This window comes from Ruegeria sp. AJ12, from assembly GCF_056536245.1.
Genome location: NZ_JBQFJJ010000001.1, coordinates 665,282 through 690,877, shown reverse-complemented (window position 1 = coordinate 690,877; position 25,596 = coordinate 665,282). Strand labels below are relative to the sequence as shown.

Annotated in this window: 26 protein-coding genes and 1 tRNA gene; 15 read left to right on the top strand and 12 right to left on the bottom strand. The window is 57.0% G+C overall.

Going from position 1 to position 25,596, the window contains the following annotated elements:
- Nucleotides 1-2: 2 nt before the first annotated feature.
- On the bottom strand, nucleotides 3-1,016 hold the full coding sequence (locus ACR3E0_RS03410) for a catalase (RefSeq protein WP_480476171.1): 1,014 nt from the start codon (nucleotides 1,014-1,016) through the stop codon (nucleotides 3-5).
- 104 nt (nucleotides 1,017-1,120) lie between these two features.
- Nucleotides 1,121-2,170, bottom strand: coding sequence for a patatin-like phospholipase family protein (locus tag ACR3E0_RS03405; RefSeq protein ID WP_480476169.1), 1,050 nt, complete (start codon nucleotides 2,168-2,170; stop codon nucleotides 1,121-1,123).
- A gap of 331 nt (nucleotides 2,171-2,501) precedes the next feature.
- Between ACR3E0_RS03405 and ACR3E0_RS03400 the strand changes: the two genes are divergently transcribed.
- The 6 genes from ACR3E0_RS03400 (at nucleotide 2,502) to ACR3E0_RS03375 (ending at nucleotide 7,809) form a co-directional block, all read left to right on the top strand.
- Nucleotides 2,502-2,591 (top strand) — tRNA-Ser (locus tag ACR3E0_RS03400).
- A 264-nt stretch (nucleotides 2,592-2,855) separates the two neighbouring features.
- Complete coding sequence (locus ACR3E0_RS03395) at nucleotides 2,856-3,815, top strand: dihydrodipicolinate synthase family protein (RefSeq protein WP_480476167.1); 960 nt, start codon at nucleotides 2,856-2,858, stop codon at nucleotides 3,813-3,815.
- Nucleotides 3,806-4,738, top strand: coding sequence for a 4-hydroxyproline epimerase (locus ACR3E0_RS03390; protein ID WP_480476165.1), 933 nt, complete (start codon nucleotides 3,806-3,808; stop codon nucleotides 4,736-4,738). The genes ACR3E0_RS03395 and ACR3E0_RS03390 overlap by 10 nt, the downstream gene beginning before the upstream one ends.
- Nucleotides 4,739-4,792: 54 nt before the next feature.
- Nucleotides 4,793-6,043 (top strand): NAD(P)/FAD-dependent oxidoreductase, encoded by a 1,251-nt coding sequence (locus ACR3E0_RS03385; protein WP_480476163.1) that lies wholly within the window; start codon nucleotides 4,793-4,795, stop codon nucleotides 6,041-6,043.
- Nucleotides 6,044-6,057: 14 nt separating this feature from the next.
- Nucleotides 6,058-7,083 (top strand): trans-3-hydroxy-L-proline dehydratase, encoded by a 1,026-nt coding sequence (locus ACR3E0_RS03380; protein ID WP_480476161.1) that lies wholly within the window; start codon nucleotides 6,058-6,060, stop codon nucleotides 7,081-7,083.
- Nucleotides 7,084-7,128: 45 nt separating this feature from the next.
- Entirely contained in the window at nucleotides 7,129-7,809 is a 681-nt protein-coding gene (locus ACR3E0_RS03375) for a GntR family transcriptional regulator (protein ID WP_480476159.1), read from the top strand.
- 248 nt (nucleotides 7,810-8,057) lie between these two features.
- Here ACR3E0_RS03375 and ACR3E0_RS03370 read toward each other — a convergent pair whose 3' ends face one another.
- Nucleotides 8,058-8,762: a GntR family transcriptional regulator gene (locus ACR3E0_RS03370; RefSeq protein WP_480476157.1), complete on the bottom strand. Its 705-nt coding sequence runs from the start codon at nucleotides 8,760-8,762 to the stop codon at nucleotides 8,058-8,060.
- A 214-nt stretch (nucleotides 8,763-8,976) separates the two neighbouring features.
- Here ACR3E0_RS03370 and ACR3E0_RS03365 point away from each other — a divergent pair, with 214 nt between their 5' ends.
- The 7 genes from ACR3E0_RS03365 (at nucleotide 8,977) to ACR3E0_RS03335 (ending at nucleotide 15,445) form a co-directional block, all read left to right on the top strand.
- Entirely contained in the window at nucleotides 8,977-10,164 is a 1,188-nt protein-coding gene (locus tag ACR3E0_RS03365) for an ABC transporter substrate-binding protein (RefSeq protein ID WP_480476155.1), read from the top strand.
- A 99-nt stretch (nucleotides 10,165-10,263) separates the two neighbouring features.
- On the top strand, nucleotides 10,264-11,133 hold the full coding sequence (locus tag ACR3E0_RS03360) for a branched-chain amino acid ABC transporter permease (protein WP_170437940.1): 870 nt from the start codon (nucleotides 10,264-10,266) through the stop codon (nucleotides 11,131-11,133).
- 4 nt (nucleotides 11,134-11,137) lie between these two features.
- Nucleotides 11,138-12,124, top strand: coding sequence for a branched-chain amino acid ABC transporter permease (locus tag ACR3E0_RS03355; protein WP_480476153.1), 987 nt, complete (start codon nucleotides 11,138-11,140; stop codon nucleotides 12,122-12,124).
- Entirely contained in the window at nucleotides 12,121-12,903 is a 783-nt protein-coding gene (locus ACR3E0_RS03350; protein ID WP_480476151.1) for an ABC transporter ATP-binding protein, read from the top strand. The genes ACR3E0_RS03355 and ACR3E0_RS03350 overlap by 4 nt, the downstream gene beginning before the upstream one ends.
- A gap of 2 nt (nucleotides 12,904-12,905) precedes the next feature.
- On the top strand, nucleotides 12,906-13,628 hold the full coding sequence (locus ACR3E0_RS03345) for an ABC transporter ATP-binding protein (protein ID WP_480480938.1): 723 nt from the start codon (nucleotides 12,906-12,908) through the stop codon (nucleotides 13,626-13,628).
- Nucleotides 13,629-13,637: 9 nt separating this feature from the next.
- Nucleotides 13,638-14,381, top strand: coding sequence for an aspartate/glutamate racemase family protein (locus ACR3E0_RS03340; RefSeq protein WP_480476149.1), 744 nt, complete (start codon nucleotides 13,638-13,640; stop codon nucleotides 14,379-14,381).
- A 302-nt stretch (nucleotides 14,382-14,683) separates the two neighbouring features.
- Nucleotides 14,684-15,445: an SDR family NAD(P)-dependent oxidoreductase gene (locus ACR3E0_RS03335; RefSeq protein ID WP_480476147.1), complete on the top strand. Its 762-nt coding sequence runs from the start codon at nucleotides 14,684-14,686 to the stop codon at nucleotides 15,443-15,445.
- A 3-nt stretch (nucleotides 15,446-15,448) separates the two neighbouring features.
- On the opposite strand, the gene ACR3E0_RS03330 is transcribed toward ACR3E0_RS03335, so the two are convergent.
- The 8 genes from ACR3E0_RS03330 to ACR3E0_RS03295 are packed head-to-tail and all read right to left on the bottom strand — an operon-like array spanning nucleotide 15,449 to nucleotide 22,436.
- Complete coding sequence (locus ACR3E0_RS03330; RefSeq protein ID WP_480476145.1) at nucleotides 15,449-15,766, bottom strand: L-rhamnose mutarotase; 318 nt, start codon at nucleotides 15,764-15,766, stop codon at nucleotides 15,449-15,451.
- A 1-nt stretch (nucleotide 15,767) separates the two neighbouring features.
- Complete coding sequence (locus tag ACR3E0_RS03325; protein WP_480476143.1) at nucleotides 15,768-16,583, bottom strand: sugar phosphate isomerase/epimerase family protein; 816 nt, start codon at nucleotides 16,581-16,583, stop codon at nucleotides 15,768-15,770.
- Between the two features lie 35 nt (nucleotides 16,584-16,618).
- Nucleotides 16,619-17,464, bottom strand: a complete 846-nt coding sequence (locus ACR3E0_RS03320) for a fumarylacetoacetate hydrolase family protein (RefSeq protein ID WP_480476141.1) — start codon at nucleotides 17,462-17,464, stop codon at nucleotides 16,619-16,621.
- Nucleotides 17,465-17,491: 27 nt separating this feature from the next.
- Entirely contained in the window at nucleotides 17,492-18,238 is a 747-nt protein-coding gene (locus ACR3E0_RS03315) for an SDR family NAD(P)-dependent oxidoreductase (protein WP_480476139.1), read from the bottom strand.
- Nucleotides 18,239-18,267: 29 nt separating this feature from the next.
- Nucleotides 18,268-19,557 carry an L-rhamnonate dehydratase gene (gene rhmD / locus ACR3E0_RS03310; RefSeq protein ID WP_480476137.1) on the bottom strand — a complete coding sequence of 430 codons (1,290 nt, stop codon included), beginning with the start codon at nucleotides 19,555-19,557 and terminating at the stop codon, nucleotides 18,268-18,270.
- 41 nt (nucleotides 19,558-19,598) lie between these two features.
- Nucleotides 19,599-20,576, bottom strand: coding sequence for an ABC transporter permease (locus ACR3E0_RS03305; protein WP_480476135.1), 978 nt, complete (start codon nucleotides 20,574-20,576; stop codon nucleotides 19,599-19,601).
- Nucleotides 20,573-21,397, bottom strand: a complete 825-nt coding sequence (locus tag ACR3E0_RS03300; protein WP_480476133.1) for an ATP-binding cassette domain-containing protein — start codon at nucleotides 21,395-21,397, stop codon at nucleotides 20,573-20,575. The genes ACR3E0_RS03305 and ACR3E0_RS03300 overlap by 4 nt, the downstream gene beginning before the upstream one ends.
- Entirely contained in the window at nucleotides 21,378-22,436 is a 1,059-nt protein-coding gene (locus ACR3E0_RS03295) for a sugar ABC transporter substrate-binding protein (RefSeq protein ID WP_480476131.1), read from the bottom strand. Before ACR3E0_RS03295 ends, ACR3E0_RS03300 begins: the two co-directional genes overlap by 20 nt.
- Nucleotides 22,437-22,668: 232 nt before the next feature.
- On the opposite strand from ACR3E0_RS03295, the gene ACR3E0_RS03290 reads away from it, so the two are divergent.
- On the top strand, nucleotides 22,669-23,706 hold the full coding sequence (locus ACR3E0_RS03290) for a LacI family DNA-binding transcriptional regulator (RefSeq protein ID WP_480476129.1): 1,038 nt from the start codon (nucleotides 22,669-22,671) through the stop codon (nucleotides 23,704-23,706).
- 401 nt (nucleotides 23,707-24,107) lie between these two features.
- Here the strand turns inward: ACR3E0_RS03290 and ACR3E0_RS03285 are convergent, their stop codons facing one another.
- Nucleotides 24,108-24,896: an SMP-30/gluconolactonase/LRE family protein gene (locus ACR3E0_RS03285; RefSeq protein ID WP_480476127.1), complete on the bottom strand. Its 789-nt coding sequence runs from the start codon at nucleotides 24,894-24,896 to the stop codon at nucleotides 24,108-24,110.
- A 63-nt stretch (nucleotides 24,897-24,959) separates the two neighbouring features.
- On the opposite strand from ACR3E0_RS03285, the gene ACR3E0_RS03280 reads away from it, so the two are divergent.
- Nucleotides 24,960-25,586, top strand: coding sequence for a GntR family transcriptional regulator (locus ACR3E0_RS03280; RefSeq protein WP_480476125.1), 627 nt, complete (start codon nucleotides 24,960-24,962; stop codon nucleotides 25,584-25,586).
- The last annotated feature ends 10 nt before the right edge of the window (nucleotides 25,587-25,596 follow it).

The following is a 25,596-nucleotide window of genomic DNA, read 5'->3' as shown; positions in this document are numbered from 1 at the left end:
TCTTACCCCTGCGAGAATGGGCAGGGTGTCCCACCCCGCCGCGCGCTTGAGATTTCGTAGGACTCAATGCGGATTTTGAGAACAGGATCGTCTGACGTTTCGATCCCTTCGGTCAAAAGACCCGGGTTGAAGCTGAGCTTTTCGGACTGTTCAATCTGATCATCCGGCACCGCGTCCAGGGTCAGAGTGCCCATCATGATGCGCTTGCGATGCGGTGGCCAGGGCCGCGACGAGTCGTTGAAGTCGTCGCCGACCTCACCGACCGCCATCATCAATGAAAAACGAGCCGGTTCCGACGCCAGCCGATCCCTCAATTCCTGCCTCAGGTAATCGTCGACCGGTGGCAGATCAGGATTGGTTTTGAGAACACCGGCAATCGGCTGCCAGGAAAAGCGGACCCAACGCCGGGCCTTGTCCGGACCGGTGACAACAAACGTGTGCACCGCGTGATAGGCCTCGCGCACATAACTGACCGGTGCGCCGATCTCGGCGGCTTCCAGCACAGCCAACTGGGCATGCGGGGTTTTGTCGGCAAACTCGATTGCCCCGTCATCCGGGCTGATCGTTTCCCCCGGATAGGGATCGCGTTTTGGCAGGATCAGACGCAGTAAGTTGAAGATTTTCTGCCATGGCGTTTCACCTTCATACGGCCTGGGTTTCGCGGCCTTGGCGAAGTTCAGAAAGTCTTCGGGCGTGGGCGAGAAAAATTCGGGCAAGGTCATCGCAATCAGATCTGTATCGCTGCCGTCCGGCAGGTGAAACCGCACGGCAAGGCCGCGTACGTCGGACCAGCCATCATGCACAGTGGCGCTTCCGGATCCGTTTGAGAACCGCACAACGACATTGCTCCGTTTTTCCCGGAAATGTGCGGCAACGCAAAAATTCTGAGCGATCGGAGAGGGTTCGAAGAACCCTGTTGCACTGATTCCGATCGTGTGAACGGGCCGGAGTGCATCATCCCCGTCCGGTCGATGCAACACGTCAACCAGCTTCTCGGCGATGCCGGGATCCCCCATGTCTCCCCCTATGTGCAGATAATCTGTTAATATGTATTAACAAATCTTAAACACTCCGCCTGCAAACGCAACAGAGACGTTGCATTGTTAAGTGTCGGCCTTTGTTACCACCGGTTCAGCAGAGTAACGGCCTTCTCCCAATGATGCGTCTGTTTGCTGGCCTTGAAGGCTTCGTCCATCAGGTCGTACGAGGCGGGTTTGTGCGTTGCCAGCCCAACAACTTTGGGCAATGGCGGGTTCAGGCGCACCAACCGATCCTTCAGCACCAAATGCGCCATCCAGTACTGGTTTTCCGCCGAGGTGGTCAGCAACAGTTCGATCAGCGCGCCCTTGGTCGCGTTTGACGTGATGCCAAACCATTTCAGCAGACCCCAGTCGTCCGGGTTCTTGATCATTTCTTCCGATATGTCCGTCGGCTGTTGTCCGGTGCCAATGGACAACGCCTCGATGTCGCCCAACCCATCCGCACGGCCCGCCGCAATGGCAACGTTAATACCGTTCATCACCGGGTTGTTCGCAAACGTTCCGCCATCCGCAAAGTAGCCATAGTCAACGCCATCAGCGGTGATGAGATGTGGTGGGAAATAAGTCGGCGCTGCTGAGCTCGCCATCGCCACGTCCAACAGTTTAACCGCTTTCATATCCAACCAGGCCTCGTGGCTCAAATCCTGGTTCGTGACTGTAAACGGCGACCAACCCACCTTGTCGCTGCGGTGCAGGCAAACCGTATTGACTGCAAGGACAAGCTCGGGATCCAGTGATGAGAGCGTCCTGTCGCCCACAAGGCTTTGTCCAATTTCCGCAAGCCCGCTCGAATTGTACTGCGCAGCGGTGATACCGGGTCCACCACCCAGTTTGAACTTTGCCAGGATGTCGTCGAACGCCTTGTCCAGAAGCGTGCGCTCGTTCTCCCGGAAAATCTTGTCCGCATCGTCGCGATAATGCGCCGCCAGATCGCCGATCAGGGTGGCCATGTCTTTCCCCTGCGACCGACCGTCCGCCAAGGCAACCGCAACCAACCCACCGGTCGAAGTCCCTGCAAAGCCATCCGCCTTATCCAGAAACTGCGTTTCCTCGTGCAGGCTCTGTAAAATCAAGCAGGTCAAGTACCCTCTGATCCCGCCCCCGTCGCAGGAAACCAGCCTGAATGTCATCCGACATATCCCATTATTGTGCCTCCAGTGATGGCCATTCACGCGGATACTGAAAAATATGTGTATAGCGTCTGAGGCAAATCACTGACTGCTTCGTTTCTTCGGTTTGGACCCATCATGAGGAAATCGAGAGGCGGTGCAAGAACGCATGATGCCGGTCACCTCATATTCGCGCAACGCCCGACTTTCCCTTGCCGAGATGGGTGTCTGCGCAACCATTGGCAAATCAGAACCCGGCCGAAGGAGCACAATGACTACCTTTTCAGAAAATTGCGCGGGGCGACCAAATCGACCTTGTATCTCGGTAACATGCACGGATATACCCGTCGGCGGAGACGTGGCCGAGTGGTCGAAGGCGCTCCCCTGCTAAGGGAGTAGGCCCGGAAGGGTCTCGAGGGTTCGAATCCCTTCGTCTCCGCCATTTCACATATTGTTAAGGCGATTTTTGGTGCCGTCACGGCTGGCCGGTTCTCAGTTGTCCTCCGTCTGTCCGAAGCTCATCTCGCCGAGTAGTTAGGCCCAATTTACTGCTCAACTCCGCGCCGAGTATTTGCAGGTGGAATTGAGAAGCAAAATTGGATACAATATCCGAAATGGATCTTGTCGGGACGGATTTTCGCTCGCTCCTCCCAAAACGCACGCCCTTAACGCACCCACCAAAAATGCTCAGGAGAACAGAGCCACAATGTCCAAGACAGTCTTTTCCGGCACCATGCCTGCCCTGATGACACCCTGCAAAGCGGATCGTACGCCGGACTACGACGCACTGGTCAAAAAGGGACAGGAGATGATCAGGGCCGGTATGTCGGCGGTGGTCTATTGCGGCTCGATGGGCGACTGGCCTCTGCTGACCGATGCAGAGCGGATGGAAGGGGTCGAGCGCCTGATCGCTGCAGGCTTACCGGTTGTGGTCGGCACCGGCGCGATCAATTCGAAATCGGCTGCCGCCCATGCCGCACATGCGCAAAAACTAGGCGCAGCAGGCCTGATGGTCATCCCCCGTGTCTTATCCCGCGGGTCCTCTATCGCGGCGCAGAGAAATCACTTCAAGGCCATTCTGAACGCTGCGCCGGATGTGCCCGCCATCATTTACAACAGCCCGGTCTACGGGTTCGCGACCCGGGCTGACCTGTTCTTTGCCTTACGGGCCGAGCATCCGAACCTCGTCGGGTTCAAGGAATTCGGCGGCAAGGATGATCTGCGTTATGCGGCGGAACACATCACATCGAAAGATGACGACGTAACGCTGATGGTTGGGGTGGATACCGAGGTTTACCACGGGTTTGTCAATTGCGGGGCCACTGGTTCGATTACCGGAATTGGGACCGCCCTGCCGAAAGAGGCGCTGCTGCTGGCCGCTCTGTCCCGGAAAGCAGCGGCAGGACATGCCGAAGCCCGGATGCGCGCACGCGAACTGGAAGAGGCGATCGGTGTGCTGGCAAGCTTTGACGAAGGAACCGATCTGGTTCTGTACTACAAACACCTGCTCGTGCTGAATGGCGAGGAAGAGTATCGGTTGCACTTCAACGAAACCGATGAATTGTCGGACGCACAACGCAGATATTGCGAAAAGCAATACACATTGTTCCGGACATGGTTTGCCGATTGGTCACGTCAGGGCGGGATCATTGCCGAATGCATGTAATCGACAGCCATACCGGTGGTATGCCTACACGGGTCATTCTGGACAGCCGACCGGACCTTGGGCGCGGACCGCTGGCGCAGCGTGCACACCGGTTGGCCGACAACCATGAGACGTTTTACAAATCCGTCCTGCTGGAACCCCGTGGTCAGCCCGGCATGGTCGCGGCGTTGCTGGTGGAACCGGACGATCCGACCTGTAAAACGGGCGTCATCTTCTTCGATGCCGATGCCGTGTTGGGGATGTGCGGGCACGGAACCATAGGCCTGGGTGTAACGCTGGCATATCTGGGCCGGATCGACATCGGAACACATAAGATCGAGACGCCGGCGGGCGTGGTTTCAATCGAGTTGCTCGATCCAAACACCGTGCGGGTGACAAACGTGGAAAGCCGCCGGGTCCATCGCTCGGTGACGGTTGAACCCAAGGGGTATGGGCCAGTCACAGGTGACGTTGCCTATGGCGGCAACTGGTTCTTTATCGTCGAGCCCAGCCCAATCCCGGTGACCAGTGAGAACATTCGCGCCTTGACCGACATGACGATTGCCATCCGTGAGGCCTGTAGTGAACGGGGGCTTAGCGGCGAAAACGGCGAGCCGGTCGATCATGTCATCTTTCAGGGCGTTTCCCCCAACCCGGGTGTTCACAGCCGGAATTTCGTGCTCTGCCCCGACAATCACTATGACCGCTCACCCTGCGGGACCGGCAGTTCGGCTCGGCTGGCGTGCCTCGCCGCTGACGGGCGCCTGAACCCGGGTGAAGAGATCGTGCAGGAAAGCGTGATCGGCAGCCCGTATCGAGTGTCTTATCAACCGGGTCTCGCCGGCGGGGTCATCCCCAGCTTGACGGGTCAGGCTCATGTTATGGCTGAGAGCCGGTTGTATTTCGCGCCAAATGACCCGTTTCGAACAGGTATTGCGCCGTGAAACAAGCTGAATACAGAACCACCAGATGCGCCCTCACCCGGAGAGGCCTGAACCATGCACGCTGACACAGATACCGACATCGCGGTCATCGGGGCCGGCATCATCGGCATCAGCATAGCGCTCGAACTGCAAAAGCGCGGGCGCCAGGTGTGTGTCCTGGATCGGCAAGGTGTTGCGTCAGGTGCATCACAAGGCAATGCCGGAGCTTTCGCCTTTGCAGAGATCGAACCGCTTGCTCATCCCGGAATACTGCGCAAGGCCCCCAAATGGCTTTTGGATCCGTTGGGTCCGTTGTCGATACCACCGTCCTACGCGCTGAAGATTGCTCCATGGATGGTCCGGTTCTGGCGCGCAAGTTGGCAGGACCGGTACACCGCCTCGCTGGATGCGCAAGCTGACCTTATGGTGCACTGCTCTGCCGCTCTTGAACGACAGATTGTCGAAGTGGACGGTGAACCGATGATGCAGCGCGACGGCCAGTTGCAACTGTATGAGGGCGAAGCCAGGTTTCGCGCCAGCTTGCCAGCGTGGAAGTTGCGTGAGGAACGTGGGGTAGCGTTTGACCTGCTTGAAGACCGGCAAGCCATTGCCGAGGTCCAACCCGGGCTGCACCCCCGCTTTACACATGCTGGTTTCACACCCACCTGGCTGAACACCGTCGACCCGGAGCGGTGGACCAACCATCTGGCGGCCCGGTTCAAGGCGCGCGGCGGCGATCTTCAGACCGGTGACATAAGAGATGTGACACCCTCAGAGACAGGCGTCACCTTGCATACATCGACCAGCGAGTTCACGGCACAAAAAGTGGTCGTCGCAGCAGGCGCATGGTCCCACAAACTGGCGAAACACCTGGGAGACACGATCCCGTTGGAAACCGAACGCGGCTATAACACAACGCTGCCCAAGGGCGCGTTTGACCTGCGGACACATCTGACTTTTGCGGATCACGGGTTCGTCGTGACACGGATCAACGGCGGCGCCCGGGTCGGTGGAGCGGTCGAGTTGGGTGGGCTGGATCTCAGCCCCAACTTCCAACGGGCGGATGCCTTGCTGGCCAAAGCTGCCAGGTTCCTTCCTGGCCTAAGTACCAAACAGGGCAAACAATGGATGGGATTTCGACCCTCTTTACCGGACAGCCTGCCGGTTATCGGCCGCTCACCCAAGGCGCCTCGGGTTTTGTATGCCTTCGGGCATGGGCACCTGGGGCTGACGCAATCAGCAGGAACTGCGGAACTCATCGCAGATCTGGCAACGGACACGAAACCTGCGCTTGATCTGACTCCCTTTGCGTCGTCACGCTTCTAATAGGGAGAGGAAAAATGCGAAGCAGCAAAACCCTTCACGTGATTTCTGCCCATGCCGAGGGCGAAGTGGGCGACGTTATCGTTGGCGGCGTCGCCCCACCGCCCGGGGGAACACTGTGGGAGCAGCGCACTTTCATCGCGCAGGATGAAACCCTCAGAAACTTCGTGCTGAACGAACCGCGCGGGGGCGTGTTCCGGCATGTGAATCTGTTGGTGCCTCCACTGCACCCCGAGGCGGACGCGGCCTTTATCATAATGGAGCCCGAAGACACGCCGCCGATGTCCGGGTCAAACGCGATCTGTGTATCGACGGTCTTGCTGGACGGCGGGATCATCCCGATGAAGGAACCGGAAACCCATATGGTGCTCGAAGCACCCGGGGGGTTGGTCAAGGTGCGTGCACATTGTCGGAACGGCAAAGCCGAGCGCATCACCGTTCGAAACCTGCCCAGTTTTGCTGACAAGCTGTCGGTCCCGCTGGAGGTACCGGGTCTCGGAACACTGACCGTTGATACGGCTTACGGGGGCGACAGTTTCGTAGTCGTCGATGCACAAGAAATCGGGCTGGAGATCATTGAGCACGAGGCCCGTGACATTGCCCGGCTGGGCGTTGCAATCACCAAGGCGGCAAATGAGCAGATCGGGTTCTCACATCCCGAAAACCCGGACTGGAACCATATCTCGTTCTGTGCGTTTTGTGGCCCGGTCCGCGAAACCAAAACCGGGCTGACCGGCAAGTCTGCTGTGGCGATCCGACCCGGTAAAGTCGACCGCTCGCCAACCGGGACGGCCATCTCCGCCCGCATGGCCCTGATGCAGGCAAGGGGCCTGCTAAACCGCGGTCAGTGCTTCGAGGCGGTGTCAATCATTGGCTCACGATTTACCGCCCAAATCGTTGGCACCACGCAAGTGGGATCCCGTGCTGCCATCATCCCCGAGATCACTGGCCGGGCATGGATCACCGGCATTCATCAACATATGCTGGACCCGGACGACCCCTGGCCCGGCGGCTATCGGCTCTCAGATACGTGGGGAGTCTGAGGATGAGTGAAACAGTTTGTACATCGAATGCGGATGGCACCTGACATGACCGGTAAACGTGCGATCCCTAAACAAAGCCTCCCGGATCTCATAGCAAATGACCTGCGAGAGCGCATTCTCAGCGGTGAGTTGGCCGAAGGAGAAACCATCCGGCAAGAAGCCTTGGCCGCCGAATACGACGTTTCGCGCATGCCGGTCCGCGAAGCGCTCAAACGACTGAGCGCGGAAGGCTTGGTTCATTGGGCAAATAACCGTGGCGGGTCTGTGACACAGCACTCGCTTGCGGAGATCGGGGAGATTTTTGACTTGCGATGCCTGATCGAGGTCGACCTGTTCCGCAGATCAATTCCAAATATGGCACCGGCCGACTTTGCCCGTTGCTCAGAAATTCTGACGGAAATGGAAACGTCTTATGACGAAAATGATGTCAAAAGATGGGGCGTCCTCAATCATCAATATCACACGGCTCTCTACGCCGCCTCCCGCAGGACCCTGACAAACGACATTCTGGACCGTATCAGCTTGCAGGCGGACCGATATGTCAGGATGCATCTGAGTGTCATGAAACAACGCGAGCCTGCCAGACAGGATCATCGGGCGTTGTTGGAATTGGCGCAAAATGGCGAGGTCGATGCGGCCTGCGCGCTCTTGAAAAACCACATCCTGCGGACCAAGGATCAATTGTTAAAGATGGTTGCATCGAGACGTCCCAGGGGTTCCACATAGCGCGCCGCGCCCACCGATGGATCTGTTTGGAAATAGCTGGTTCGACACCAGCGATCTTGTCAGGCGGCCTGCCCAAGTTGCCCGCTTCGAAAGCACGCACAACGCAGCTATCACCTAACCGGCGGTGCCGGGCAAGCCTGTCATGGGTCGCAATCCAAGAACACCGCGTGCCTCTTGGCAGGGGCAATCCGGCGTTCACAGGCGCGGCAAAGCTTCACAACCAACGCTCCACAGGTCAGCGAAAGGCGCTATCTTGCTCTCAATAACCCCACAAGGTCCGGAACCGGTTCGTGAGATTTGGTAAAATCGAGATCCAATCGAATGTGTTCGAGATGCTCTCGTGCAAGTGCTGAAGCAAGCTCTGCATTTCGAGATTCGATAGCGTCCAGAATTCCTTCGTGCTCGTCTTCCCGGCAGCAGGACGAGTTGCCCGACCCGAACATCGCCACGATGAGTGAGGTACGCGTCACGAGTTCACGGAGCGTTCGGGTCAGAAAGCCATTTCCTGAAACATTGGCAACGAGAATATGAAACTCGCCGGACAGTCTGATGACCTCTTGACGATTCTCGGACCGGCGCGCTGCTCTTTCTTCCCTGATATGCTCCATCAATATCTGGAGACCTTTCGCGTCAATGCGCTCGGCTACCTGTGCGGTCAGACTCGGTTCGATATGAACGCGGGCTTCAAAAACCTCGTCCGCTTCCCGCTGATTTGGACAGGCGATAAAAGCTCCGCGGTTCGACCGGAGTTCCACGATTCCCTGACTTGCCAGCAAGAGCAGCGCCCGGCGAGCCCTCATCCTACCGACCCCGAAGCTTTCGCAAATCGTCGATTCGGTCAGCTTGGTCCTCGGTGTCAAATCTTGCTGCATTACAGCACTGTAGATGCGATCAACAATCTTGCGTTCGTCCTCCAACGCCGAATCCATATTGTAAATTTGCTGATCTACCAAAGCCTTAGCCTCCGTAACTTTTAGTTTTATACGCCCGTGACGGGCATTTTAGCGTCAAATCCCGTCGACCAAAATAGTATAGAATGTCAACGAGAGGTAAAATTTATGTTGACATAGATTGTTAACAATTCTTTGCTGACGGGAATTAGCCGCTACAAGATGGCTTGCGAAATTCGGCCAAACGCGCCGGGTCAAACTCAACAGAGGAGAGATCATGAAACGTAGAACAGTTATGAAATCCGCTGCAGCAGCGCTCGTCCTGTCAGCAGTTGCAGTCCAGGGTGCCTGGGCCGAGAACCCAACACTCAAGATTGGCTTTGTGGGTGTGACAAGCGGTCCCGCCGCAGCCTGGGGTATTTCAAACCAGCGCTCAATGGAGACGCGCGCAGCCTGGATCAACGAGACGGGTGGCTACACCATCGGCGACACGACCTACGACATCGAAATCGTCTCGTTCGACGACCAGAAAGACCCCAAGCGCGCTATCGCCGGCATGGAAAAGATGGCACAGGAAGGCATCCACTACGTTGTCGGACCCAATGTTGACGACGGTGCTGCGGCGGTGCGTCCGGTGGCCGAAGCAAACGGCATTATGTACTTCCCCTATGCATTTCCGAAAGAGCTGTACTCTGCACCGGCCTCGAACGCGGTGCTGGGCATGATCGCCAACTACCAGTCCGGCCCGGCGATCTACAAGCATCTGATGGAGAATGAAGGCGTTCAAAGCGTTGCGTTTGTGGCCGCAAACGAATCCGACCCTCTCAGCCAGCGGGATGGCGGTGTCGCAGCTGCAAAAGAGCTGGGGCTTGAGGTGGTTTCCGACAACGTCACCTATCAGGTGGACACCACGGACTTCACACCGGTCCTGACCCCGGTCCTGCGTACCCAACCTGACCTTCTGGTCCTGTCCGGGGTGTCGCCAGCCAACGCCCCTCAGCTTATCCGTTCGGCCCGGGAACTGGGATTCGAGGGTTTGATTTCCACTGAAACGGCGCAAGACGCACAGGTGCTGCGCGAGGGCGCGGGGGATCTGGCCAACGGGTTCATGTCGGTGGGTGGCGCGTCAACGCCTGAGCTTGCCTCCGATGACATGCGTGAATTCGTTCAGCGCTACACCGACATGTTCGGCGAGTACAACGACGAGTCCAATACCAAGGTCTACGCGTTGGAGTACATTCTGGAGACACTGAAAGCGAACCCGGCAGCCATCGACGACATCGAAGTCTTTCAGACCGCGATGGATAATTTCGAAGCACCCAACCCCTTCGTCGTCGGCGACGCCAAACTGCGCTATGTCGGTACGACATCCTTCGGCCAGAAGCGTCAACTCTTCGTTCCATTGGTTGTGAATGTCTACCGCGACGGCGCATTCGAAACCATGTTCGTGGCCGAGGTTGACTAAACGTCGCCTGTCGTCACGAATTAACGTTCTTCCTGACCGCTAACTGCACTTCGGGCCGGTTCTTCTGGCCCGAAGCCATAAGAAAAAAGCTGGAACACCATGGAACAAGTAATCGCCAACGGGGTTTACCTGGGCGCGCAATACGCGATGATCGCCCTTGGCCTGACCCTCATCTTTGCCCTTATGAACGTACTCAACTTCGCCCACGGGCAAATGTACGTCATCGGTGGGTTCGTCACCTACACCTTCTACGGACAGCTCGGCCTGCCCTTTGTGGTCGCTTTGTTTCTGGCCTGTGCCACACTGTTCATCCTCGGGGCCTTGGTTGAAAAGTTCCTGTTCGGTCCAGTGATAAAACGGTCCTCCCGCGAGGAAAGCACCATGCTTCTTGCGGCGGGCCTCGCGTTCTTTCTGGACGCCGTCATCCTGTTGGTCTTCGGAGAGAAACAGCGTGGCGTGCCGAAGATCGTCGATGGGGTTTTCAACTGGGATTTCCGGCTGATCATGCCCTATGACCGGATCCTTATCTGCGTTCTCGCAATCCTGTCCATCGTCGGTTTCATCCTGTTCATGCAATACTCCAAGACCGGCCGTGCTCTGCGCGCCCTGGCCCAGGATCGCACCGCCGCGCAACTGATGGGCGTGAATGTCGACCGCTACTCTATGATCGGTTTTGCCCTCGGAGCAATGCTGGCAGGATTGGTGGGCGGGCTGCTCGTCACCATTACCGGCGTGAACCTCGGTATGGGCGAGCCAACTTCCATCAAGGCCTTCATCATGGTGATGATCGGTGGTGCCGGCGTTATCTCCGGAGCTATCGCAGGCGGAATCATTCTGGGATTCCTCGAAGCCATCGGTCTCGCGGTGCTGTCTCAATATGGCGACATCACTTATCTGCTCATCTTCGTATCGTTGATGATCTTCCTGGCCATCCGTCCTCAGGGACTGATGGGCAAGCCGTGGGGTTGAGACGATGCTGAAGCTTTCCCTACCGCAGTGGATCGGTCTCGGCGTGTTCCTTCTGGCCTTGTTCGTTGCCGTGCCGATGACCATTACGGCAATTGGTCGAACCGATCTGCTTTTCACGCTTACATCTGTCGGATTGCTGGCCATCGCCAGCGCAGGTGTATGGCTTACGTTCTATATCGGGCGCATCAACATTGGGCAGGGGGCATTCGCACTGCTCGGCGCCTATGTGTCCGCCATCCTGGTCACCAAAGCCGGGATGTCGTTCTGGCTCTCCCTGCCGATTGCGGGTCTGGTGGCAGCGGCGGTCGCGGTTGTCATCGGATTGCCGATCTTGCGGTTGCGCGGGGTCTATTTCGCAATGATAACGCTGGTGCTGACTCAGGTCTTCGAATTGACGGCACTGGCGCTGCCCATCACCAACGGAGCGCAAGGTATCACCTCAATCCCGCTGCCGGGCGAGGTATCGGTCCTGGGGCTCACCCTCATTCCTGACTTCGCCACGGTAGAGAACTCTCGCCTGGCCTTCTATTATGCGACGGCGGTTCTCATGGTACTTACGTTTGCAGCCATGTATCGGTTGGTAAACTCCCGCCTGGGGCACCTTTGCCGTTCGATGCAGCAGAACGAAGAACTCGCAAGTTCCATCGGGGTCAACATCTCGTATATCCGGGTGATCGTGTTCGCGATCTCGTCCTTCTTCGGCGGTATCGGCGGGGCGATGTTCGGCTCGATTGCGCAGTCGGTCTACCCCTCCAGCTTTCAGGTGGCCGACAGCGTGAACTTCATGCTGAACTGTTTCCTCGGCGGGCTTGGCTATGTCTTTGGCCCCATGCTCGGCACACTGGTGCTCTACTTTGGTTGGGATCTGTTGTTCGAGTTCGGCAAGTACCAACTGCTGATCTATTCCAGCATGCTGATCATTTTGATGCTGGTACTGCCTAATGGCCTCCTGAGCCTGCGGCTTCCAAAGTGGGGAGGTAAAAGCAAATGAGCGCGCTTCTTGAAGTCCGTCACGTCACCAAGAAATTCGGTGGCCTGACGGCCAACAACAACATCTCCTTCGATGTGCATGAAAAGGAAGTGCTGTCGGTCATTGGCCCCAACGGGGCCGGAAAGTCGACCCTTTTCAAGATGATCGCTTCCTTTCTGCCGACGACCAGCGGCGAGGTACTCTACAAAGGTGAGCGTATTTCGAACCTGAAGCCGCATATCGTTGCACGCAAGGGAATCGTGCGCACATTCCAGGAAACCACGATCTTCAAGTCCATGACGGTGCGCGAGAGCGTGATTGTCGCCCAGCATTTGCGCGCAAACGCAACGCTTACCGGATACTTCTGGGGCAGCAAGTCGGCCCATGAGGATGTCGAAAGCTTCGGGAACTACGCAGATGATCTGATCGAATTCCTGGGGATGTCCGAGATCGCGGACGAACAGGCGTCGAACCTGCCGCAGGGCAATCTGCGTGCACTGGGTATCGCAATCGGGCTGGCAACAGACCCCAAGGTTCTTCTTTTGGACGAACCGTTTGCAGGCATGAATCACGACGAAACGATGAGAATGGTCGACCTGGTTCGCAAGGTGCGCGATGAGCGAGAGGTCACTGTGCTGCTTGTCGAACACGACATGCCCGCCGTGATGAAGATTTCAGATCGGATCGTGGTTCTCAACTTCGGAGAAAAGATCGCCGAAGGCACGCCCTCGGAGATCCAAAACGACGAGCGCGTGATCGAGGCCTATCTGGGCAGCGCCGACGACGAGATTGGAATATGACTATGAGCAAGATGCTGGAATTCAGGGATGTCGAGCTTTACTACGATCACGTCTATGCGCTGAAAGGGGTGTCGATTGACCTCGAACAGGGGGAAACCGTTGCGCTAATTGGTGCCAATGGCGCTGGCAAGACCTCAATCCTGCGTGCCATTACAGGTCTGGCTAAACTCGCATCTGGCAGCGTGACGTTCGAAGGACAACAGATCGACGGCAAGAACCCCGCCGATGTTGTGGCCGGCGGCATCGCGATGGTCCCGGAAGGTCGCCGGGTGTTCCCTTACATGAGCGTGAAAGACAACCTCCTGATGGGTGCTTTTACCAGAAACAAAAGCTCCGGTGTCGAGGATACGCTGGAAAGCGTTTTGGAACGCTTCCCCCGTCTGAAGGAACGGTTCAAACAATCCGCAGGCACATTGTCCGGCGGAGAACAGCAGATGATGGTTATCGGGCGCGCCCTGATGGCCAAGCCAAGGCTGTTGCTGTTGGACGAGCCATCGCTCGGGATTGCCCCGAAACTCGTTCAGGATATTGCCCGGTCCATCGTGGCCATCAACCGCGACGAAGGGGTATCAGTCCTCCTTGTCGAACAGAATTCCCGCATGGCGTTGTCGATCTCGAATCGTGCCTACGCATTGAGTACGGGCAACGTGGTGATCGAGGGCAACTCCAAGGAGCTGCTCCACGATGATCGCATCAAGGCCGCCTATCTCGGCGGCGATGTGTAGGGGCGCGGCATGAAACTTTTGCTTATCAATCCCAACACCACTGTGTCGATGACCCGAAAGGCCGAAATGGCGGCGCTTGAAGTCGCGCGTCCGGACACGGAAGTGATCGCCACGAACTCCCTGTCCGGCCCGCCCAGCATCGAAGGCTTTTACGATGTTGCGATCTGCGTGCCAGGTCTGCTGGACGAAGCCCAACGACATCGCGATGTGGACGCAATCGTCATTGCCTGCTTCGACGACACCGGTCTGGATGCGATGCGTTGCAGGTTCGATGTGCCCGTGATCGGCATCGGCGAGGCCGGATTTCACGCGGCAGCCTTGTTGGCGCATCGGTTCTCGGTCGTCACGACCTTAAGTCGGTCGGTGGCAGGGATTACCGACAACCTCAAGCGCTATGGACTGGAGGCAAAATGCGCCAGTGTTCGGGCAACCGATATACCCGTACTGAAGCTTGAAGAGAATGATCCTGAATGCCTTGATCAGATCCGATCCGAGTTAGCAGCCGCCATCGAGCAGGACAAAGCCGAGGCGATCGTCCTTGGATGTGCCGGAATGGCCGATTTGATGCAGCAGCTTTCCGAAGAGTTCGGTGTGCCAGTGATAGACGGGATTTCATGCGCGGTCGGTATGGCAGAGGCCTTGGTTTCAGCCGGGCTTTCGACCTCCAAGGTGGGGGCCTACGCACCCATTATCCACAAAAAGAACGCTTCGGCGGACACTGCCGAAGCGCTCACCCAACTCAGTGCAGAATGAGCCCGGTTTTTGGGACGGATCAAGGAATAACGAGCAGCAAAACTTACCTGTGAGCTTCGCGCGTGGGTGCGGGCAAAACCCGCCCGCTCCACGCGCAAGTACTTGGATTGCCTGTGCCAAATTCTGATGCCTGTACAAACACTTCTGCCGACGCGGAATGCTAATTGCAGAAGAGACAGTCGACCGCATATTTTCCCGAAACGGATTTCGCGCGAACCGGAAACAAGTTACGGTATGACCGTGTTGTTTCGCCGGGCTCGCTGTCCACCGTTGCAACCTCGAAAACACAAAGGGAGAGCATTTTGCGACTTCAATCAAAACGCGTGGTTGTCACTGGGGGAGCGTCTGGAATCGGCCGGGCGATTTGCGAGCTCTTCGCGCGCGAGGGCGCGCGTATCGTCATTGGGGACCTTGATGCCGAAGGTGCACACGCAACCGTCGCCGGAATTAAAAGTGCTGGTGGGCAGGCCGAATTCGTAGCCACCGACGTTTCCGAAGAGACCAATGTCAGCAACCTTGTTCACCACGCCGCATCCACACTCGGCGGGATCGACATCGTCGTCAACAACGCGGCTGCTTTTGTCTTTGGAAAAGTCGAGGACGTCAGGAAAGCAGACTGGGATAAGGTAATGGGCGTCAATGTCGTGGGATCTGCCAATATGGTGCGCTTTGCCCTGCCCTATCTGAAGGAAGCCAAGGCAGGGGCCGTCGTGAACATGGCGTCGGTCAGCAGCTTTGTCGCTGCGCCGGCGTTCGTTCCCTACAACACATCAAAGGGCGCTCTGCTTCAGCTCACCCGGTCGCTGGCCATGGATCTTGGCGCATTCGGTATTCGCGTCAATTGTGTCTGTCCCGGCGCGATTTACACGGCCGCCACCGAAAGACATCTGGAATTTGATGGGCGGAACCGCGAAGAATTCCTGGCCGAAGAGGCGAATGCAAGTTTCTTCAAACGTCAGGGAACACCTGAGGAAGTGGCTTATGCGGCCTTGTTTCTGGCGTCAGAAGAAGCGTCATTCGTAACCGGAGCCAGCCTTGTCGTCGATGGTGGCGCGACCGTTTGACCGCTAGTCCGCCATTTCCCAGACCAGCGGCAGCAGAAACGGAAACCCAGTTGTCTCGTCAATCTCGATCTTCATGATCGGTGCCATGTATTCGTCCCAGCGCTTGTTGGCCTCGCCTTCCGTCAGGATACGGATCGAGTGTTCCAGATCGTCGGCTTCAAAGTAGCCGAACAGAGTCAGGCCATGGCGAAATATTGAATAGTTCCGGATACCCGCCCTGCGGGTTTCCGCGACGACGTCCGGCCAAATCTGGTCATGTCTTCTTTTATACTCCTCCTCGTATCCCGGGCGGATCTCCAACACCCACGCATAGCGCGACATCTCAGTACCCCTGCCATGTGCGCAGGCAGTTGCGCATTTTTACGGTTTCGGACAGTACATCATCATACTGCGATTGCGTTCCGGGCTCGTGCTCGTATTCCGAAGTCAACCAGCCGCTGTACCCGGCCTTTTTCAAAGCACCAAAGAAACCGGCGAAGTCGATAATACCGTCTTCCATTTTTGTCTGGATCAATCCCGGTCTGGCTTGTCGTAGATGTACATGGCCTGCGATATCGATAAGAGGTTCGATTTCTTCCTGGCGAAATCCCATGGCGACGAAATGCGATGGATCAAGGACAATACCGAGCCCCGGCACAGCATCCACGAGTTCACGGGCTCGCGCCGGGGAGTTCAGAATACTCCCAGTATGGGGTTCGACCAGAATGCTGACACATGCCGCCGCCCCTGCGGCCACCATCGGCTTCAACGCCTCTGCGGAAGCTGCCAGCGCCTCTTCCCGCGTTTGACCGGCATTGATCATTCCGGGCAGGATGAACACAGAAGGTATGCTGGCCGCGCTGGCAAAAGCGACGGTTGCCTGCAGGTCCTGCAGGTTGCGGGGGTCTGCGGGTCCCGCCAGATTGCGATCCATCAGATCAGCGCCAAAGAGATGGAACAGATTGGCGATGGGCAAAGGAAGGCTTGCCGCAATTTCTGTACCGTACTGCTCGGGCTCTCTCAAAAGCCGGTCTTTGTCGAGCGCGGGCTCGAAGAAATACCCCACGTCAATCGCGTCAGCGCCTATGGCCTTGGCGACAGCCGCTGCCTCGGCCAGTGTAAGATGCGGAAAAGACCAGCTTGATATGCTCAAGTTCATTGCAAACTCCCGTCTTCACTGAATGTCGGTCGGGTTCAGGCCGCAACCACCGTTTGCCGCTGCACTCCCAGACCCTCAATGCCCAGTTCCAGCCTGTCGCCAGGGCGCAGATAGATGGGGTTCGGTTTTTGCCCCATGCCAACACCGGGCGGTGTGCCTGTTGAAATGACATCCCCGGGCTGGAGGCTCATGAATTGAGAAATATACGCAACGACTTCGGCAACCCCGAAGACCATTGTTTTTGTAGAACCGTCCTGAAACCGTTCTCCGTTAACGTCGAGATACATCCTGAGGTTCTGAGGATCCGGCACCTCTTCGCGTGTCACCAGCCACGGGCCTATCGGTCCAAATGTGTCTGCTGATTTTCCTTTGACCCACTGACCGGAACGGTGCAACTGGAAGGTCCGTTCTGAGACATCGTTGATCACACAGTACCCGGCAATGTGATCCAGCGCGTCTTGCTTATCAATGTACTTGGTATGCCGTCCGATCACCACACCCAGTTCGACTTCCCAGTCCGTGGCGGAAGACCCTTTGGGGATTTCGATATTGTCATCCGGGCCGCAGATCGACGAGGTTGCCTTGAAAAAAAGAACCGGTTCTTCAGGCACCGCCATTCCGGATTCTGCTGCGTGATCCGAGTAATTCAAACCGATGCAGATGAACTTCCCGACATTGGCAATGCACGGCCCGACACGGCCACCGTGCGGAAGACGTGGGAGCGTTTCCGGGTCAAGCGATGACAATCGGGCAAGGCTGTCCGGGGAAATCGCCGCGCCATCTATATCGACCACATGGTCCGAAAGATCCCGGATCACACCGGTGCTGTCCAACAGTGCAGGTTTTTCTTGCCCCCGGGGTCCGTATCGCAGAAGTTTCATGTCCGTTGTGTTTCCTTCAGCTGAAAGTCAATAGGTTGCTCGCCCACCGGAGAGGTCAAACACACCGCCTGTGGTGAAACTGTTCTCAGTCGATGCCAACCACGCAATCATCGCAGCCGCTTCTCCGACCTCCAGAAAACGGCCGCGGGGGATTTTCGACAACATATAGTCGATGTGTTCCTGGCTCATCTGGTCGAATATCCGTGTACGTGCCGCTGCGGGTGTAACGCAGTTGACCGCAATGTCGCAGTCGGCGAGCTCTTTTCCCAGGGATTTGGTCAGCGCGATCACGCCCGCCTTGGACGAAGAATAAGCTGCCGCGTTAGGGTTGCCTTCCTTTCCTGCAATTGAGGCGACGTTGACAATCCGGCCGTAATTCCGCCTGCGCATATCAGCCGCAACCACCTTGTTGACGTGAAACGTGCCCAACAGATTGACTGCAACGATCTGTCTGAATTCATCGACGGAATAGTCTGCCACCGGGTCGTTTGAACCGGCAATTCCGGCAGAGTTCACGACAATATCGACATGTTCAAGAAGATCGATTGTATCCTCATAGGCGGTCCGAACGCCTTGCCAGTCGGCGATGTCGACCTCAATTGCATGGTGGTCACCACTCAGGGTCTGTGCCGCCTCGCGAGCCAGAGGCAAATCCATGTCCCAGATTGCCACGCGCGCCCCGCCGCTGGCCAGCACGTCAGCTACAGCTTTGCCGATACCCTGGGCACCTCCAGTGACGATCGCCGTTCGGGATTCAAAGTCCAGATTCTTCATGAGTCCTCTCTCCATCCGGGTTCTTGGCTCTATTTTGCGCGGCCAAAGGGCCGGACCAGGTTCAGGGCTTCATAGTTCAGGTCCAGCCCGAAACCTGCAGTGTCAGGCAGCGAGATATAGCCGTTTTCCGGCAAGGGTTCCGATCGAAACATGCTACCGAAATTCGGTTCGATCTTGTCGGCCTCTTCGCTCATCATCATGAACTCAGCCAAACTGATGTGGTCCATCGCCATAGCCATGTAGTAGCCGTAGACGCCGCATCCATGAGGGACCACATCCACCGAACGGGCGTTCGCCAGCCCGGCAACGCGGATGAATTCGGTCGGCCCGCCCATCCACATGACATCGGGTTGGATCAACCCGACGCCTGCATCCATCAACTGCTGGTATCCAAACCTGGTATATTCGTGCTCTCCCGTGGCCAGCACCGCACCCCCCGCATGCACACCCATCTTGCGCGCCAATCGTTTGTGCCCCGCATAGTCGTCCGGCATCAGCGGTTCCTCTAGCCACTGAAAGTTGTATGGGGCTATTCGGCGCGCCAATTCGGCGGCGTAGTCCGTTGTCATGGACATGTAGCAATCCAACATCAGTGGATAATCGGGACCCACCTTGTCGCGCCAATTTGCGATGAAAGCGATGTTGTCGGTCATGCCTTTGATCCCGTTTCCGGGGCCAAAGGGCAGCGGAATCTTGGCACCGTGGAAACCCAGCTTTTTTGCAATGTCCGGCCGTGACGTTGTTGCATAGACGGGCACCCGCTCTTTCGTGCGCCCGCCCATGAGATCGTAGACCGGAACACCCAAGGTCCGCCCGTAGAGGTCCCAAAGGGCCAGATCGATGGCACTTATCGCGTGGACACCCAGGCCCTTGCGCCCATAGTGGATCGAAGCACGCCACATCTGTTCCCAGATCAGTGTCCGATTGGCGGCCGTCTGGCCTTCGACAAAAAGCGAAAGATGGTGTTCGATGACAAAGGCGGCGGCCTTTCCGCCGGTACTGACGCCTATTCCGATCCGTCCGTCGTCATCCTCAATCTCAACGATGACCGAAGGGACGTTGGACACGCCCCAGCTCTGACGAGAACCTGAATACGCTGGGTAGATCGACATCGGGTTGGCAATCGGCGGATGGGTCACGGTGTGATCCCATGTCCCGTCCAACGCAGGGCGACCCGATATCCAGTGTGTATCCGGTGTATCGTGAACGTCGCTTGCACCATATTGATCTGCGTTGCTGACCAAGGCACGGACCTCGCGAATAATCGGTTGTCCCGGCTGTGGAGCCACATCGCCCGTTTTGGGTGGGTGAAAGTACATGTAAATTCCTTTGTCCCTGACAGGGAGATTCCTGAAGTCTGCTAACTGTCGTCACTTCGGCCGCTTCGGATTTCATCGTAAAGAACAGCAGCCAGCAGGATGAAACCCTTGACGACCTGTTGCCAGAAAGACGGCACCTGAGCCAAAGTTAAGCCATTGTTTATCATGAATAAAAGAACCAGTCCGATAGCGGTCCCCAAGATGGTTCCGCGCCCACCCTTCAGGCTGGCGCCCCCAAGGATCACTGCGGTGATCACATCCAGTTCAAACCCCATTGCCGCAGCAGGGCGCGCGTTACCCGTTCGCGCCGCCAGCATAAGCCCCGCAAGTGCGGCGGTCGCTCCGCAAGTGATGTAGATCGCCATCTTCCAGCGCTTGGTCGATATCCCCGAGAGCCGGGCCGCCCGCGCGTTCGAGCCAATTGCGTACACGTAGCGCCCAAAGGTGGTGCGCGGCATGATAACAGCAAAAAACACATACACCGCCAAAAGGACCAAAACGATGTAAGGGATACCCGCCCATTTTCCTGTTCCCAGACTAAGCCAGGTTTTATTGGTGATAATGATCTCGCGCCCGTCCGAGATCACAAAGGCCAGACCCCGAATGATCGCCAGCATCGCCAGCGTTGCGATCAGGGGATTAATCCGGAAGTATGCGATCAGTGTGCCGTTGGCCGCACCGATACAAATGCCGAGCATGATCGCGGCGGCAAAAGCAGGTCCGACGCCCGATCCGATATCCAAAAGATAGGCCGCCAACATACCGGCTGCCGCCATGGTTGAACCTATAGAAAGATCAAAGCCACCGGCTATGATCACCACCGTCTCGCCTGCAGCGGCAATCCCCACGATGACGAGGGCCTTCGCGACGTTCATAAGATTGTTGGTGGTCAGAAAATAAGGGGACACCAGGCAAAGCACGACAAAAACAACAACGGTTGCCAAAACCAGCCCCGGGTTGATCGAAGCCGCACCGCGGCCCCAAACCCTGGAATTCATCATCGCTTCAAGCAGTTTCATGTATCTGTCTCTTCAGTGATCCGGTCGCCAGTCATCATTTCCGTCATCATGGCCATGGTTTGCGCGGGCGGATGCTCATGCGGTTTCATTTCGCCTGCGATCCGACCGCCACGCACCACTACGATCCGGTCGCAAATGCTGAGGATGTCTGTGAAACGATGGCTCACCAACAGTATGGATACTCCGCGGGTCTTGAGTTCTGAGATCAACTCCCAAAGGGTGCGGATTTTTTCAGCAGACAAGGCCGCCGTCGGCTCGTCCATCAAAAGTACTGACGGTGCAAATTGCAACGCACGGGCCACGGCCACCATTTGCCGTTCCCCCCCTGACAGCATGCCGACCTCGCGTTCAACATCGAACTCCAGACCCATACTGGCAATGTCCTCGGCGGCGGCGCGTGTCATTGCCTGCTTGTCCAGGATTTTGAACGGCCCCAGTCTTTTTGTGAGTTCCCTTCCCAGAAAAATGTTCTGCGCGACATCGAGATCTTCACAGAGGGCCAGGTCCTGATAAATCATCTCGATCCCGTTGCGCCGGGCATCCAGCGGGCTGCTGAACCGAACCGGGTTGCCGCGAAAACGCATGGTTCCACCGCTGGGCGGATAGACCCCCGAAAGCACCTTGACCAAAGTCGATTTACCCGCGCCGTTATCCCCGATTATGCCGACGGATTCCGCTTCGCCGATACGCAGGTCCACCCCGGCAAGCGCCTCGACCTTGCCAAATACCTTGGTGACCCCCGAAAGCTCGATAAGAGGAGGGCGGGCGCCCATATCGTCGCCCGCTCCGGATGTCTCAATGTCATTCTGCCGGGTAGACATCATCGATGCTTTCAGCGTCGAGAAAGACATGTTCTAGGTGAACTTCCTGCGGCACGGGCTTGCCTTCCAAAATGTCGGCGGCAACGGAAACCGCATAGTCAGGATATTTCTCAGGGAAGTATGCCACGCAACCCAGGAAATTGTTTTCCTCGACAGGGGTGCGGGTTGCCGCAACACCGATTTCGTCACAGCCTATCCCAATGGCGACACCTTCGCGCCCAGCCTGTGCCAGTGCGTTTGACATCCCGAACCCGCGCGGATCGTCGATGGCCGTGGCAAGAACAAAGCCCGCCTCCGGATGAGCGGTCAGCCAGTCGGTGACAATTGTCAGTGCCTGATCTGTGGTGCCGCCATCGATTAACTCATCGTCAATTCGATCTTCGGGCAGCGCACCACATACTGTTTGAACGCCGTCGACAAAACCGGCCAAGCGCTGGTTTGCGGCATCACCCTCTCCGGGATTGACGCCAACCAATACAGACACGTCATCGCAGCGCCCCAGCGCTTTGGCATGCTCGGCAGCTGACTGCCCTCCTATCAAGCCGCTGACATAATTGTCCGCACCCAAGAAGATTGCGTTGGGATGAACAACGTCGACGGACATAACCGGGATTCCGGCTTCGTCGAAGATGTTCATCACCGCGGCAGCCGCGCCGGACTGCCAGTTTGATTCGATGACAACATCTGCACCCTGCTGCACGATCAGTTCCGCGCACGACACAGCTTTGTCTGCCTTGAAATCATTGTCGCAATAGACGACCTCGAACCCAAGTTCGTCCGCCAGCTCATACAGCCGCTGGTTGATTGCGTAGGAGAAGGGGATGGCCGCCCAACCTTCTGCAAAGCCCACCTTTGTCCCCTCTGGCAGCGCGCGCAGATTAGGAACATAGGGCGCCGAAGCATCCCCAGGAACAACTTCGAAGGCCTTTGTTTCTGTGTTGTAAGTCCAAAGAGCGCGCTCCTCGGGCAAAAGAGCACCGGCGATACCACCTTGTGGGCGCGCCTGAAAGTCTGCCGCAATCGCAGCAAGTGGGGTCAAAACAGTTCCGCAGAGAACCAGGCTCATTTTTGCCAGGGCTGACGATGTTAAGCTTAACATTTTTGTTCCTCCGTATTGGTCACCGCAGTTTCTCGGTCGATATTTCTTGTGTTCTCGATATCGTTATTTGTGGCTGGAAGGGCATTTGCAGGCAAATACCCTTGATGTTAAGCTTAACACCAAACGACCTTTTGTCTAGTCGTTTTGTATACAAAAAAACAACAGGGCGGCAATGACAACCGATAACAGTGTTTCAGACAAGGGTAAGGCAAACCTCAGAGAGGTGGCCCAACGGGCCGGTGTTTCCGCCATGACCGTATCTCGGGTGATCAATCAGCCGGGCAAAGTGGCCGACCCGACCCGGCGAAAGGTGGAGGCGGCCCTGGACGCACTGGGTTATGTGCCGAACCTTGCGGCCAACACTCTTAGGCGCAAGCGCAGTGGAGTGATCGTCGCGATGGTTCCAACAATAGACAACTCTGTCTTCAGCGACACGATCCAGGGCGTATCGGATGTTTTGGAGGCTGCAGGCTATCAGCTGTTGCTTGGCTGCACGTCCTACAGCCTGAGCAAAGAAGAGAAACTGACGCGGGCTTTCCTCGGCCGGCGACCCGATGGGGTGATTTTGACCGGGACGCTCCATACCGATCAAACCAATAGCCTGCTGAAAAACGCCGGTATCCCGATCGTCGAGATGTGGGATATCGCCGACGAGCACATCGACATAATCGTGGGCTTCGACAATTTTCAGGCGGGGTATGACATTGCAGCCTACATGCTGGCGCAAGGGTACAAGAACATCGGATACGTCGCGGGAACCGAAAGCCACGAACGGCAAGAAAACCGCGCTGCAAAGCGAAGTGCCGGCATTCTCGCGGCCTTCAACGATGCCAACCTGCCGCCGCCGCGGCGTCGGAACGTGCCGGACCCGCTCGATATCGATACATGCGGTGCGGCCGCCGCAGACTTTCTGGCGAATAATAACAAGCTCGATGCCATTATCTGTGCGAATGAGATCATCGGGGTTGGAGCAATCAAGGAACTATTGGACTGCGGGTGGTCGGTACCGGGCGACATCGGCGTCGCCGGGATCGGTGACGCCAACATTGCCGGTTTGATACGCCCGGGCCTGACAACGATCCGGATTCCCGGCAGACAAATCGGGAGACGATCAGCCGAGGCGGTTCTGGAACGTCTAAGGGGTTCAAGCAAGGCTGAACGCCGCGAAAATATAGGCTTCAAGCTGGTTGTCCGTGGCAGCACAAGATGATCGGCCGTCTTTTGGGCGTTCACGGTCGTACCACCCAACCCAACAGTCAGATTTGATTTAGCCTTTTTAGGTTTTGGGACAGTGTGCCTCAGAGCATCAGGATCTGTTGCGTTGAACCCGTGTGTGGCCCCGAACTTGCTGGCCAGTCAAATCTGGCCAATCGATTTCGTCCAGTGACATGCATCTGGAACCCTTACGCGCATAGCGTGAATTCAATAGCCATATCTGTGCTGTGGCGCATCCTGTATTTTGCAGACACGATCAGCGTCTGGAAACACGGCTGATCCATGAGCTCTTGAGCAAAGCCGGACAAAAAGACCCGGGCGCAGCCGCCTGCCGAGGCTTGCTGCTGCAAAATCGGCCATGGTCAAGGCGGGGCGTGAGATGGGAATTTACAATTGTTACACTGTCGCTTCAGCAACGTAGAGCCCGTTCTGTGGGTCGTCATGGTCTTTGCAGGCTGTCACCGCAAGCATGCCCTTACCGCCCACGGTGAACCAAAGTGGACAGGTTACATTGGGAAGCGGCACAGGGATTTCCGAAGCCACTTCGCCATTATCGAGCACTGCAACGCGGCTGCCGCCCCATAGCCCCACAAGGAGGCGATCACGCCCGTCAATCGACAATCCATCCGGAAGGCCTGTCGTAAATGACAGCAGCACCTCGGGAGCGCACCCGTCCACCGCCACCAGGAGCTTCTGTGCAAGTGAATCGCTGAAATAGACAGACCTCCCGGCATCTTGAGGGCCGTTGGCAACGGATATACCCGGGAGAATGGAACGCCACCCCTCGCCTTCCAACCTGTAAAACCCGCCGATTGGCTTGGCTTCGGCCCGGTCACTCACCGCTATGACGATTGAGCCGTCCTGTCCCACGCAACCATCATTGATACAGGTCGCGTCAATCAAAGGGAGGGTCGGGCCGAATGGGCTGAGCTGTCCATCCGAGCGGCGATAAAGCCCGGTTTCGGATCCGATCAGAAGTGCACCGTCCGGCAAGGTGCGAACAAAGCGCAGATTGCCCGAAACATCCAGTGTTTCACCGGAATAGCGTTGTGCCGCCCAGTCAAACGAGTGCAGAATTTGGCTGCCATGGTCCACCCAATAGAGACACCCGGTCGACCAATGAGGCGATTCAGGGAGTGAATTGCTGGGGCTGTCAATTCGGCGGAAGGGCTCGATCAGTTCCATAATTTCTCCTGTTGCATTTTTAAAATGCATACAATAATAAAAATGTATACAAAAGAGGAATTCATGGCCGACACCAACAACCAATCTCGGACTGCCGCAGCAACAGCAACGACGCAAATCGTTAACCTGATTGCCGATGGTCTGCTGCCCAGAAACGAACGTGCGCGTGAGACCGAGCTTGCAGACCGTTTGTCGGTCAGCCGCGTTCCGCTGCGAGAGGCCATGAACCGGCTGGCAAGCCAGGGTGTGCTTGAGCCAAGGCCCCGCGGCGGAATGAACGTGAAGGCATTTTCGCCTGATGAAGTGCGTGAAATCGCCGAAGTGCGGGCGGCTCTTGAGCCAATGGCGATGCGCGCTGCAGCCCCAAAGTTGAAAATCGCGGAGAACCGCATTCAACTGAATGCGATAATCGAGGAACTCGCTTGGTCCGCAGAGCAAGGTGATCGTGCGGCAATTGCCGCCGCAGATGTCGCATTTCACCGTTACTTGATCGAGCTTTCCGGCAACCGTCTCATTCGACAGATATGGGCCGGGCTGGAGCTTCAGCTTGTCATCATTTTCCGGCTGGAACTCACTGAAACCCTGGCCCGCGATCAGGTTGTGCCCAAACACAAGGAATTGCGGGACCTTTTGCTATCTGACGATCTCAGCCGGCTTGACGCCGTTCTGGCCGACCATGTCTGGGTATGACCCGGCAACC

What these genes read in the sequence shown, in the direction of transcription:
- ACR3E0_RS03325 (WP_480476143.1), bottom strand. Translation starts at nt 16,583, where the DNA reads ATGAACTTGAGCATATCAAGCTGGTCTTTTCCGCATCTTACACTGGCC.
- ACR3E0_RS03385 (WP_480476163.1), top strand. Translation starts at nt 4,793, where the DNA reads ATGCACGCTGACACAGATACCGACATCGCGGTCATCGGGGCCGGCATC.
- ACR3E0_RS03350 (WP_480476151.1), top strand. Translation starts at nt 12,121, where the DNA reads ATGAGCGCGCTTCTTGAAGTCCGTCACGTCACCAAGAAATTCGGTGGC.
- ACR3E0_RS03360 (WP_170437940.1), top strand. Translation starts at nt 10,264, where the DNA reads ATGGAACAAGTAATCGCCAACGGGGTTTACCTGGGCGCGCAATACGCG.
- ACR3E0_RS03405 (WP_480476169.1), bottom strand. Translation starts at nt 2,170, where the DNA reads ATGACATTCAGGCTGGTTTCCTGCGACGGGGGCGGGATCAGAGGGTAC.
- ACR3E0_RS03390 (WP_480476165.1), top strand. Translation starts at nt 3,806, where the DNA reads ATGCATGTAATCGACAGCCATACCGGTGGTATGCCTACACGGGTCATT.
- ACR3E0_RS03355 (WP_480476153.1), top strand. Translation starts at nt 11,138, where the DNA reads ATGCTGAAGCTTTCCCTACCGCAGTGGATCGGTCTCGGCGTGTTCCTT.
- ACR3E0_RS03345 (WP_480480938.1), top strand. Translation starts at nt 12,906, where the DNA reads ATGAGCAAGATGCTGGAATTCAGGGATGTCGAGCTTTACTACGATCAC.
- ACR3E0_RS03330 (WP_480476145.1), bottom strand. Translation starts at nt 15,766, where the DNA reads ATGTCGCGCTATGCGTGGGTGTTGGAGATCCGCCCGGGATACGAGGAG.
- ACR3E0_RS03410 (WP_480476171.1), bottom strand. Translation starts at nt 1,016, where the DNA reads ATGGGGGATCCCGGCATCGCCGAGAAGCTGGTTGACGTGTTGCATCGA.
- ACR3E0_RS03315 (WP_480476139.1), bottom strand. Translation starts at nt 18,238, where the DNA reads ATGAAGAATCTGGACTTTGAATCCCGAACGGCGATCGTCACTGGAGGT.
- ACR3E0_RS03300 (WP_480476133.1), bottom strand. Translation starts at nt 21,397, where the DNA reads ATGTCTACCCGGCAGAATGACATTGAGACATCCGGAGCGGGCGACGAT.
- ACR3E0_RS03320 (WP_480476141.1), bottom strand. Translation starts at nt 17,464, where the DNA reads ATGAAACTTCTGCGATACGGACCCCGGGGGCAAGAAAAACCTGCACTG.
- ACR3E0_RS03305 (WP_480476135.1), bottom strand. Translation starts at nt 20,576, where the DNA reads ATGAAACTGCTTGAAGCGATGATGAATTCCAGGGTTTGGGGCCGCGGT.
- ACR3E0_RS03280 (WP_480476125.1), top strand. Translation starts at nt 24,960, where the DNA reads ATGGCCGACACCAACAACCAATCTCGGACTGCCGCAGCAACAGCAACG.
- ACR3E0_RS03290 (WP_480476129.1), top strand. Translation starts at nt 22,669, where the DNA reads ATGACAACCGATAACAGTGTTTCAGACAAGGGTAAGGCAAACCTCAGA.
- ACR3E0_RS03375 (WP_480476159.1), top strand. Translation starts at nt 7,129, where the DNA reads ATGACCGGTAAACGTGCGATCCCTAAACAAAGCCTCCCGGATCTCATA.
- ACR3E0_RS03365 (WP_480476155.1), top strand. Translation starts at nt 8,977, where the DNA reads ATGAAACGTAGAACAGTTATGAAATCCGCTGCAGCAGCGCTCGTCCTG.
- ACR3E0_RS03380 (WP_480476161.1), top strand. Translation starts at nt 6,058, where the DNA reads ATGCGAAGCAGCAAAACCCTTCACGTGATTTCTGCCCATGCCGAGGGC.
- ACR3E0_RS03395 (WP_480476167.1), top strand. Translation starts at nt 2,856, where the DNA reads ATGTCCAAGACAGTCTTTTCCGGCACCATGCCTGCCCTGATGACACCC.
- ACR3E0_RS03340 (WP_480476149.1), top strand. Translation starts at nt 13,638, where the DNA reads ATGAAACTTTTGCTTATCAATCCCAACACCACTGTGTCGATGACCCGA.
- ACR3E0_RS03285 (WP_480476127.1), bottom strand. Translation starts at nt 24,896, where the DNA reads ATGGAACTGATCGAGCCCTTCCGCCGAATTGACAGCCCCAGCAATTCA.
- rhmD (WP_480476137.1), bottom strand. Translation starts at nt 19,557, where the DNA reads ATGTACTTTCACCCACCCAAAACGGGCGATGTGGCTCCACAGCCGGGA.